Source organism: Coprobacter sp., assembly GCF_982436375.1.
The window spans coordinates 1-4,443 of sequence record NZ_CEWDCG010000222.1 but is presented as its reverse complement, the minus strand read 5'-3'; the positions used below and the strand labels follow the sequence as shown (position 1 = coordinate 4,443).

Annotated in this window: 4 protein-coding genes; 1 reads left to right on the top strand and 3 read right to left on the bottom strand. The window is 39.9% G+C overall.

The window, feature by feature from the left end; translation table 11 throughout:
* Nucleotides 1–324 precede the first annotated feature (324 nt).
* On the top strand, nucleotides 325–828 hold the full coding sequence (locus tag AC1WHX_RS10710; RefSeq protein ID WP_481229324.1) for an RNA polymerase sigma factor: 504 nt from the start codon (nucleotides 325–327) through the stop codon (nucleotides 826–828).
* A 128-nt stretch (nucleotides 829–956) separates the two neighbouring features.
* On the opposite strand, the gene AC1WHX_RS10705 is transcribed toward AC1WHX_RS10710, so the two are convergent.
* The 3 genes from AC1WHX_RS10705 to AC1WHX_RS10695 form a co-directional block, all read right to left on the bottom strand.
* Nucleotides 957–1,664 (bottom strand): hypothetical protein, encoded by a 708-nt coding sequence (locus AC1WHX_RS10705; RefSeq protein WP_147412104.1) that lies wholly within the window; start codon nucleotides 1,662–1,664, stop codon nucleotides 957–959.
* A gap of 12 nt (nucleotides 1,665–1,676) precedes the next feature.
* Nucleotides 1,677–3,050 carry an endonuclease I family protein gene (locus tag AC1WHX_RS10700; RefSeq protein WP_122337414.1) on the bottom strand — a complete coding sequence of 458 codons (1,374 nt, stop codon included), beginning with the start codon at nucleotides 3,048–3,050 and terminating at the stop codon, nucleotides 1,677–1,679.
* A 101-nt stretch (nucleotides 3,051–3,151) separates the two neighbouring features.
* The gene (locus tag AC1WHX_RS10695; protein ID WP_022390929.1) at nucleotides 3,152–4,360 is read right to left on the bottom strand and encodes a DUF5689 domain-containing protein; all 1,209 of its coding nucleotides are present in this window, start codon (nucleotides 4,358–4,360) and stop codon (nucleotides 3,152–3,154) included.
* Between the last annotated feature and the right edge of the window lie 83 nt (nucleotides 4,361–4,443).

Genomic DNA, 4,443 nt, shown 5'->3' with positions numbered 1-4,443 from the left:
TTGTTAATTTTTAATTTTTGAATCAGAAAGCCAACTGCTGATTCGCATTATTTATATTAACCAAAAAACAAAATCTACAACAATGAGAAAAACTACAAGTCAAGCAGATCTCGAAGAAGAGGCATCAAAAAAGCAATCAATGTCAAAATGCCCTCAAAAAAACTCAACACATTTCAAAAAAGCACAACTTTTGTTATTTAACTATACAAAAGGGATTTTTTTAAGAAAATATTTTTTGAACTCTCCCTTTATCTTAATAACTTCGATAAAAGAGCAGTAGCAATATAAGACAATATCAATTAATTAATCTAAATTCTTGAATGTATGAATTCAAATTCGTTTCAACAGAGATTGTTGGGATTACAAGACAATCTGCTAAATTTTGCTTATATGCTGACATCGAACCGGGAAGAAGCAAAAGATCTGCTTCAAGACACAACATTAAAAGCCCTCGATAACGAGGAGAAGTATATCGATAATATAAATTTCAAAGGTTGGGTATTTACGATTATGCGGAACATCTTTATAAACAATTACAGACGCATAGTCCGCAATCAGACCATCGTCGATCAAACCGAAGAATTATATCATCTTAATCTCCCTCAAGAATCAGGATTCAATACTCCCGAAGGCTCTTTTACCGTGAAAGAAATTACCAAAGCAATAAACAGTTTTACGGACGAATACAAAGTTCCGTTCTCTATGCACGTGGCGGGATTCAAATATCATGAAATTGCAGAAAAGATGGAGTTGCCGTTAGGCACAGTCAAAAGCCGCATCTTCTTTGCCCGTCAACGTTTACAAGAGATGTTGAAAGATTATAAGTAACGCTATTTTCAGGGCCTGTTTCATCTTTATCGGAGAAATACAGATTGGCTCTTACACCGAAACAAGCAGGGTGACCGAGGAATAAATTTTCTTCGAGTCACCCTGCTTGTCTTATCAACAGTTAACGATTAAAATCCGTCGGCAACTAAACGAATATCTTGTCGAGAACCTCCGAACTCGAATGTTATCCAATATCTCTTACCGGAAATTTTATTTAAAACGGTCCTCTCGGCAATCAGAGAACGATCCGGTTGTCCGGCTTCACGAATCACCACCAAACCGTCTTCCAATATTTCCCCTTCTTCTACAAAATCACCGGAAACGCTTATCCGAAAAAAAGTCGCATCATCCCCTAACGGAGCATAGTCCCAAACAATCGACCGACTCTTTGCCAGCCCCAATGCATCAAAACCTTTCTCTCTCGAGAAAGAATATCCCTCTTCTTTTTCAGGATATACAATATCATTCTTCCACCCTTCGATACGGACATCCGTATCCTTATAAAAATCCCCGGAGACGGTCACAGGACATGAGACAGTATATTCTCCGGAAGTTACTGTCAAAGTACCCTTACCGGCCTGTATCCCCTTGACTCGAATTACATTCCCCGAGACTCCGGCACTTGCAATATTTTCGGGTGCTATAGAAGCTGTAAAACTCTCTACTCCGGAAACTGTCACCACGACAGCCTCTCCCTCTTCTACAATAATCTCAGAAACATCGAGCTGTATTTTGGGCGTATCATTTTTATTTTCATCCTTGCAAGAAACAAAAAGGATAGAAAATAAAAATAAAGCCACTATTCCCGTATAATTTATATTGTATATTCTCATCATTTCCTGTTTTTATCATTTAACGACAACCTGTACCGACCCGCAACCGGATGAAGACTTCCACCTTAATGTATGTGTACCCTTACCGGCTTTTTCCGGAGTAAAGACATTCGCACTCACCCCATCGCCTTCCCATGTACAACCGGGAAGCGTTTCACTCAATTTCAAGGCGACTTCCGAATCGTTCAAAGAATATTCTTTTTTCAACCCCACAGGAACGATCCGCCTTATCGTTTGAGGTATGGATACTCCCCGTAATTCAACAGCGACCGAAGCGATATTATCGGCAGCCAACATAAGCGTCGCCTTATGCAATCCGGCTGAAGAAGGCATATAAGTAGCGCCGACATCCGTCCCGGCATTCACTTCATCAGCCGAAAGTGACGATACGGCAAAAGAAAACATATTTTTATCTTCACCGTCAAGGATCAACGATACGGTCGATTCAATTTGTATTCCCTCAATTCTGAATGACTTTTCGACAGACTCTCCGATAGTCGAACTCGGAAAGATAAAATAATCTCCGGTCTGCCAGTTTGTAATTCCCGCACCCAAATAAAAAGCCTCGTCCGTCTTTGTTCCCCAGATATATTCGGCAAGATCAGGAAAATCTATAAACGGATTACGGTTATGCTGAAACTTATAAACACCGTCATTCCGATCTATCTCTTTCTGGCTGACAGGATCTTGACGGCTCCACTCCAGCAACAAGTTCCGGGCATAGTCGGTTAATGTAGGATAATCGTTTCTCTGGAACATTTTTGTTCCGAGACTCACCCATGTATAGTCTTGATAACAGGTTACAAAATAAAAATACATTCGGGCAAAATCTCCCTTATATTCATCTGCCGGTTCAAATACAGATACAGCTTTACCACCGATATATCCGGTACCGACTTTCGTAACTCCGTTAGACCAAGATTCAGTATAGACCACCCCCAAAGGATAATTACTTTTCTGTTCATTCGCACCAGCATCGGCCGGAGTCAAGTGGTGTAAATCATACGACGCCTCATACTTAAAACGCGTAAACGGAGTCGTACCGTTATAATCTGCCGCATCCCCCCACCAACTCTTCGGTACGGAGTGTTCTATATTCATATTTTTCGTCGCTCCCGTACTTCCCGATGTAAAGTAACGTACCGTATTGGAATACATGTCCCAAACTATCCCTCCCGGTTTGGCATCGCTATACCTGAATACTTTCCACGTCCCCGAAGCACCATATCCGATACGAGTGTGATCTTTGAGCAATAAATGAAAGGCGGTTTTCAGTTCCCGTTCTTTCTTTCCATTTAACGTCGCCGGGTAATATCCCTCCGGAATTTCAGCACGGATAAGACTGAAGATCGATAAGAATAAAAGAAATATCCGAAATTTTTTCAACATAGGTTTATGACTCCGAAATTAATTAATAAAGCGAGCAAATATACTGAAATAAAAAGAGCTGACCAAACGGCCAGCTCTTTTATTATCTTAAAATCCACGATTTATTTTATATCATCAACATTACGAATATTTAATTGAGGTGTGTTATTATTAACACCAGCAATACCCGTAATTGTTTTTACTCCGGTAGGAACTGTTTCTGAATAAAATTTAGCATATCCAGAAACATAAGAATTTATCGTTGTTTCTCCATCTTTAATCGTATTCGTTGTTGCTTTTTTATCAGCCCCAAACGTACCCGTATCAAGTTTAGGAATATATTCTCCCTGTACCGTAACCAAAGTTGACTGCCATTGATCAATGTTGGCTATTACTTCAGCAACAGTCGTCTGACGAGGAGTTATCGTTCCCGTACCGACTTTCCGAATATTAACCAAAGGTACACCATTCAACTCCAATAATCCCTTATAATTTTCCAGCGACAAATCTTTTACTCTGACTTCAATCTTATCTCCGAGATTGAATGAAGCATTTTCACTACAGAACACAACGATACCGCATGAGTTGTCTTCGGCTGCAACATACAACTGTTTCAAAGAAGAAATATTATTGTTTACAACATCTGAAATCACCACACCCACAAGTTTTTTATCTTCAGTGATGGTAATATCAGAACCTTGATGCATAGCTCGAATGTCAGCAATAGATATTTCAGGAACATTAAAATCCCCATCCGGATCTATTATAGCACCGAATTCTTCTCCACTCTCTACCAATGTCGCATAAGAAGAGCTTTTCATCCCGGCCACACCAAAATATTTCTCAAGGTTTCCTTGTAAAATTACTTCTTTACCCAAAACTTTAGCCGCATTGCCTTCGGTAATCAGATTCAAACCTGTACGCAAAGCACCGGGATTCAATTGTACAACAAGACAATTATTTACATTTTTTTCATCTGCAGTTGCTGCGATCAAAATATTCTGACCTTCAGTCAGAGGTTCACCAGATACACTGGTTCCGCTAAACGGAGCCTCGAATTGAGCTTCTTCCAAATCTCCACTGGGAACTTGTCCTACAATAAACCCTTTTACGAACTTATAATCGGTATCTTGATTTTCTTTTGCTGCGGCAACATTCCAAGGATCCGCATAAGTACCGCTACCCGAGGGAGTAGCAACGCCTCCTTCGTCCGAACCGCCACTGCCTTGTCCGCCATCATCGATCCAGTCATCATCATCGCTGTCACAAGATGTAAATCCCACCATCGAAACAGCAAGAAGCATCCATACTAATTTTCTCATTGCTTTCATAGTTAAACTCAATTTAAATTATAATTATTGGTATATTTTATATTGTCTTATTTTTATTGAGGTCTTTCGCCTTCGGCATATTC